A 5,668-nucleotide genomic window follows, 5' to 3' on the forward strand; every position below is an offset into this window, starting at 1 on the left:
ATTTTTTAAAAATTAAGTTACAATTTGTAACAAACAATTACAAAATACACCATTAATTGTTTTTCTTATTAAATTAGGAAGGAGGATGTAAAAAAACTTAACAATCACTATTTTTAAGGAGAGGAAAATTATGTTTAAAAAATCATTTATGTCAGTACTCACTTTAGCACTAATTTTTACCACCCTATCATTTAGTTCTCCTATAGCTGCGGATGGGTCTGACGAACCTGATAATGAATCCGTAGATAACAACGACATTGAAATACAAGCAAATACCATATGGAGAACTTATAACAAAATTGTCCCGAGACTTGGACAGGCTATATACACTCCATATGCCGAGAGAATTACACGCTCGGGAGCGGGTAGCACAGCAGTAAACAACAATTCAAGTATTGGGGGAGATAGAACTTTATATACATCGGTTTGGAGAACTTGGTCGGACCCTGGTAAGACCCAAGCTACTGAACAAAGATCAATAAGGTCTGGAGATCGACTTCCTTTAAGATATGATGCCTCTCAGCGTGTAACAGGGGCCCCGTATCAAATGAGACATTCAAATACCGCTTTTGCAACAGTTCGAGTACAAACATCGGGATCTTGGACCCCGTATTAAAAATATAAAAACTATGGACCTCTATAATAGACTGACCTGGCAAAAATGAGACAAAGATATAACACCTTCTTAGGCTACTTTCTTTCCAAATTTAATTGGAGGAAGGTAGCCTGATTTTTCTGGCTCTAATATATATGTTGAGGTTTGGATAAAATTCTGACAAGTTTGGGTGGAGGCATTCGAGGCATCGCTTTCCGCGGGCACGGCCTCAGCTAACTTTGGCAAGAAAAACATTTGCCAAAGTGGATCTTCGGCTCGCGCTGTTCCCGCAGGAGTCGCCGCCTCACGCGATGCCTCGAATGCTATAAACGTGTAGTTGAAACCCTCTTCCAAACGGAAAAAAGACAAAAAAAGCACGCAAGCTCCTGATTTGTTATCCTTGTTTTATAGGACTAAAACAAACAAAAGGAGTTGCGTGTATATGCTTCATAACATTACTTTACCAGGGTTGAAAAGTTTTCAAACGGTAGGTACGAGAGAAGAAGAAGGTATGTATCACGTGTATATTGAAAAACCAAGGGAAACGACCACGTGTCCTGCTTGTGAGTCTTTGACCAATACGGTACATGATTATCGTTGGCAAAAGATTAAGCATAATCGTGTGTTGAATCGCAGGACGAATGTGTGGTACCGAAAACGTCGTTATGCATGAAATCAGTCCGGTTGTCGGAAGCGATTTTATGAAGCGAATGACCTTGTCGAACGTTATCAACGGCAGTCCATCGAATTCAATCAGGCGCTGGGACTGGAAACGATTCATGGGAAATCCTTTCAAGATACAGCTAACCGATTTGGCGTGTCTCCAACCACGGTGATGAGACGGTTTGATACCATAAGCGATTCGCTTATTAAACAAACAGAAAAGCTTCCTTCGATTATTGCGATTAATGAGTATAAGGGAGACACGAACGGCGAACGGTTTCAAACAATTATTTCCGATCCGATTGAACGGAAACCGCTAGAGATTTTAAAAGATCGGAAGAAATCCACATTGATTTCTTATTTGAAAGATCATGCAGATGAGGTTGATGTGGTGGTAATGGATATGAGTCCCTCTTTCAAGGCAGCTGTGGATCAGGCGTTAGGACGTCCAATCGGCAATGTTCTCGAATTTCTTTTGCATTTTTATCAAGTTTTCTCTTGCAAATACAAGCCCATTTCACGTCACTTGAATACACGTTTTTGCCCATGCAAAAACACCTCCGATTAAGTACTTCTTTCCTCATTGTACCATGTCGAAGGTGTTTTATATTGTCTCAAAAAATTAGGTTAGTCTAGCTCAAATAAATATAAGTTATTTACTTAAGAAGAAGTGAAGGGTATGATAATAATATAAGTGATAAACGATGAAATACACCATCAAATGTTAAGGTGCAATGAATCTTTAAATGGATTGATATCGATTTCACACAATATGAAAAACATTTCATTATTATAGGAGAACAAAAGATATTGCAACCCTTCAAGAGGTTTTTAACCACTTTTTATACCCTTTCTACAAAACTCTATCAACCTTCAGAATTATTTATCCACGTTAAAGAAGATACCTATTAAGAGAAGCAAGGGCTGAGAATATTATTTCTATCCACTCTAAAACAAGTATATAAATTTTATCTAATTATACAAGGTCACCTTAGAAGGACGACCATCTTCTATTTGATTTGCAACATATTTTCTCTCTCTATTCTGAATATTCTATCACTCAACTCTTCGATTTCTTCAAAGTTGTGGCTTGTCAAGAGTATAGTAGTACCTTGTAATTTTATATTCCATAACAATTTCTTAATTATTTCAGTTCCTTCATCGTCTAAACCATTAGTTGGCTCATCTAGTAAAACCAATTTTGGTTTTTCCATAATAGCTTGAGCAATACCTAATCTTTGCTTCATCCCTAAAGAGTAATTTCTAACCTTCGTATACATGGCATCTTTAAGTCCAACACTCTCAATTATATTAACTATTTCCTCTGAAGAAATCTTTTTTTGTATTTCTGATAAAATTTTTAAGTTTTTAAACCCACTTTTATTAGGTAGAAATCCTGGATTTTCAATCAAAGCACCGAAGTCTGTAGGAAAAGAATTATTACTAGAAATGTTCTTGCCATTTACAATCAAATCACCATTATCTGGACGGTAAAGACCCGAAATAACTTTAAATAACACACTTTTCCCCGATCCATTTTTTCCTACAATACCTACAATTTCCCCCCCACTTGATGAAAAATTTAGTTCCTCAATTATCATCGTTTTTTTTAATTTAATACTCAAATTAGATATTTCTATTATATTACTCATGATCTATCACCCTTTTTAATAAATAATTTATTTTGCTCTAAATTAAAAGCCACTATTAATAAAATAAAGAATACTAACAAAAGTATGGATGTGCCAAAGTAGAAATTCACCTCATCCAACATTGTGAAATATATAAAAGTGTATGTAGATTGTGGTATATAAAAAATCACATTAATTACATGAAATAACATCAATGTTAAATATAAAATGCTGAAAGACCGTATGTAAAAAGTCAATATTAAAAATAATAAAGATAATATTAAAGAATAAATAACTAGCAAAATATAAGAACTAATAAAATCTCTTGAAAAATCCCCTTCCAACATAATAGGAAATGAGAACAAAATACAGAATGAAAAGATATTTAAAAAGAAAATAAAAACAACCTTATTCGCTAACCATTTTTTATATGATTTATATCTATAAACTTCCATCAAGGAAGAGTGAATAAATGTTGTGTGCCAATACACTACAATAAAACTTAGTGGTGATACGAATATAAGAATCCAAAACAATTGGGAAACTCTATATTGACTTACAATAAAAGTTTCAAAAACACCCGTTGGAGAAACAGCAGAAATACTACTTAAGCCAAGCGTACAAAGAGAAAGTATTAGACTAATACTTAAAAAAAGGGTTACCGCTACAATGTTCTTTTTAATTTCTAAGTAAAATAAATGCATTATAGTATACCCTTTCTTCTAGTTATTACGCACATAAAAATACCACAAGTAAATAAGATTATAGCTAAATATAATGAAGTCTCATTAATTGAAATATAGTAGGGAGAACCTGATACTTTATATGTTGGTATGATGTGGGAAGGTAAGAAAAAATCCCTCACCAAATGTTCATATTCTAAAGGAATCATACGATATAAGTATACATAACCACTGATAAGAATAACTGCTATAATTTTTGATACAACTATAGTAAGAACGTAGTACAACAGAGCATAAACTAGTAGCACAATAAAAATGAATACTAAATTCAGGAGAAACAGTGAAATTAAATTAGTTTCTTCCAAATTATCAGGGCTTGTGGCAAATAAACCTAGCACTGGATGAAGTTCACTACCCGATTCAACTATTTTTGCGATACTGATTAATTCATTAGACCAATCAGTACTAAATTTCCTTTTACTAATTGTGACGTATATAAACATAGTTGAGAAAATAAAAGTAATAAAAGAAATCACTATTAAAGTATAGGCTTTTAAAAAGCCTATAAGAACAGTGGTGCGGTTTTTGAACCTAATTAATAATTCATGGTGGATCTCATCTAATGTTGGGGTGAAAAATAATATAAATATAAAACCTATACTCAATCCAAATGTGATTACATATTCATCCAGTGAAATTAAGATTACTTCTAAAGTAGATAAGCTCAAATCATAAACATTACTATTTTGTAAATATACATTAAATGTATACAAAATATATACTAGGACAAATATAAATAAAATCCAGACCAAGGGCTGATTTATAGTTCTTAGTACTATGTACAATGCTAAATTGTTACTCTGTTTTTTCATATAAAACACCTTTTTTTCTAATTCCGTATGAATAAATACATAAGCTCGTAATAAGCAAAAAGGATAATTGACTCAATACTCCTAATAAAGTTGTATTAGCATTTAGATTAGGGCTCCAAGTAGTAGATGGCTCAATCCTGTCCAACCCTATAAATGGAAAGATAAATGCTGGTAACAAGAAGACCATAAAAGGAACTATGTGAGAAATTATTGTTTTGTGAAATAACGATGATACTGCTATACCTATCGAAGCATAAACTGCTCCAAAAATTGTGGAAATAATAATGATAAAAAAGCCATAAATAGTTGGAGATTCAACAGCTAGATGCCCTAAAGGACCAGCACTAGGGTTAGGGAACGGATATACACCAAAAACTATTATATAAATTACATAAATTATGGAGAGTGGGAGAAAGATTATAAGCCCACCTGTTACAAAATTAGCCCAAAATTTCGCCCACAAATACTTTCTTTTCTCTACTCTGAATGATATTTCTCTAATAAATCCAGTATTTCTTTCCAAAGCATAAGTATGCGCATAAGGTATTGTTACAATGATTGGAGCAAGAACTCCCAGTAAACTAGTAGGAGAGGCATGCCCAAGTGTGAAAAAATACAGTGCCCCCATATCATCAAAACCAGCTGATAACGCAAAATTTATTTGGTCATAGCCCGCTGCAACAATTAAAAAAATAACTAACACAAATACTAGAAGAAACCTTGAGGAAAAAATTGATTTTTTTAATTCTAAGATAGTTAAATATTTCATTATATTTACCTCCAAATATAAAAGCGGGGAAGTTCCCCGCTTTTATATTTTTAATACGGGGTCCAAGAGCCCGACGTTTGTACTTGAACTGTTGCAAAAGCGGTATTAATATGTTTAAGTCGATACGGAGCTCCTGTTACTCTTTCTGATACATCATACCTTAGTGGGAGTCGATCACCAGACCTTATTGACCTTCTTTCTGTGGCCTGTCTCATTCCTGGGTCTGACCAAGTTCTCCAAACTTCTGTATATAAAGTTCTATCTCCTCCAATACTTGAATTGTTATTTACTGCTGTGCTACCTGCTCCCGAGCGTGTAATTCTCTCGGCATATGGAGTGTATATAGACTGTCCAAGTCTAGGGACAATTTTGTTATAAGTTCTCCATATGGTATTTGCTTGTATTTCAATGTCGTTGTTATCTACGGATTCATTATCAGGTTCGTCAGACCCATC

7 protein-coding genes and 1 pseudogene are annotated in these 5,668 nt (G+C 33.8%); 4 read left to right on the forward strand and 4 right to left on the reverse strand.

Going from position 1 to position 5,668, the window contains the following annotated elements; translation table 11 throughout:
- The first annotated feature begins 130 nt into the window (after window positions 1-130).
- The 4 genes and pseudogenes from G532_RS15665 to G532_RS15910 all read left to right on the forward strand — a co-directional run bounded on the left by G532_RS15665 (window position 131) and on the right by G532_RS15910 (window position 1,826).
- A complete protein-coding gene (locus G532_RS15665) occupies window positions 131-616 on the forward strand; it encodes a hypothetical protein (RefSeq protein WP_051189162.1) in 486 nt (161 codons plus the stop codon).
- 421 nt (window positions 617-1,037) lie between these two features.
- A complete protein-coding gene (locus G532_RS15670; RefSeq protein ID WP_051189163.1) occupies window positions 1,038-1,268 on the forward strand; it encodes a transposase family protein in 231 nt (76 codons plus the stop codon).
- Between the two features lie 42 nt (window positions 1,269-1,310).
- Window positions 1,311-1,436 (forward strand): annotated as a pseudogene (locus G532_RS16310) (transposase family protein); the annotation flags it as partial.
- The gene (locus tag G532_RS15910) at window positions 1,431-1,826 is read left to right on the forward strand and encodes a transposase (RefSeq protein WP_245570145.1); all 396 of its coding nucleotides are present in this window, start codon (window positions 1,431-1,433) and stop codon (window positions 1,824-1,826) included. The pseudogene G532_RS16310 and the gene G532_RS15910, both read left to right, overlap by 6 nt.
- A 442-nt stretch (window positions 1,827-2,268) precedes the next feature.
- Here the strand turns inward: G532_RS15910 and G532_RS0111630 are convergent, their stop codons facing one another.
- From G532_RS0111630 to G532_RS16195, 4 genes are all read right to left on the reverse strand, one after another.
- Window positions 2,269-2,910, reverse strand: a complete 642-nt coding sequence (locus tag G532_RS0111630) for an ABC transporter ATP-binding protein (RefSeq protein WP_027964953.1) — start codon at window positions 2,908-2,910, stop codon at window positions 2,269-2,271.
- A gap of 682 nt (window positions 2,911-3,592) precedes the next feature.
- Window positions 3,593-4,444, reverse strand: a complete 852-nt coding sequence (locus tag G532_RS0111640; protein ID WP_027964955.1) for a hypothetical protein — start codon at window positions 4,442-4,444, stop codon at window positions 3,593-3,595.
- Complete coding sequence (locus G532_RS0111645) at window positions 4,428-5,213, reverse strand: ABC-2 transporter permease (protein WP_027964956.1); 786 nt, start codon at window positions 5,211-5,213, stop codon at window positions 4,428-4,430. The genes G532_RS0111640 and G532_RS0111645 overlap by 17 nt, the downstream gene beginning before the upstream one ends.
- A 50-nt stretch (window positions 5,214-5,263) precedes the next feature.
- On the reverse strand, window positions 5,264-5,668 hold a 405-nt coding region (locus tag G532_RS16195), incomplete at its 5' end, for a hypothetical protein (RefSeq protein WP_027964957.1).

The organism is Halalkalibacillus halophilus DSM 18494 (assembly GCF_000423105.1).
Taxonomy (GTDB): Bacteria; Bacillota; Bacilli; order Bacillales; family Alkalibacillaceae; genus Halalkalibacillus; species Halalkalibacillus halophilus.

What these genes read in the sequence shown, in the direction of transcription:
- G532_RS15665 (WP_051189162.1), top strand. Translation starts at nt 131, where the DNA reads ATGTTTAAAAAATCATTTATGTCAGTACTCACTTTAGCACTAATTTTT.
- G532_RS15670 (WP_051189163.1), top strand. Translation starts at nt 1,038, where the DNA reads ATGCTTCATAACATTACTTTACCAGGGTTGAAAAGTTTTCAAACGGTA.
- G532_RS15910 (WP_245570145.1), top strand. Translation starts at nt 1,431, where the DNA reads ATGAGACGGTTTGATACCATAAGCGATTCGCTTATTAAACAAACAGAA.
- G532_RS0111630 (WP_027964953.1), bottom strand. Translation starts at nt 2,910, where the DNA reads ATGAGTAATATAATAGAAATATCTAATTTGAGTATTAAATTAAAAAAA.
- G532_RS0111640 (WP_027964955.1), bottom strand. Translation starts at nt 4,444, where the DNA reads ATGAAAAAACAGAGTAACAATTTAGCATTGTACATAGTACTAAGAACT.
- G532_RS0111645 (WP_027964956.1), bottom strand. Translation starts at nt 5,213, where the DNA reads ATGAAATATTTAACTATCTTAGAATTAAAAAAATCAATTTTTTCCTCA.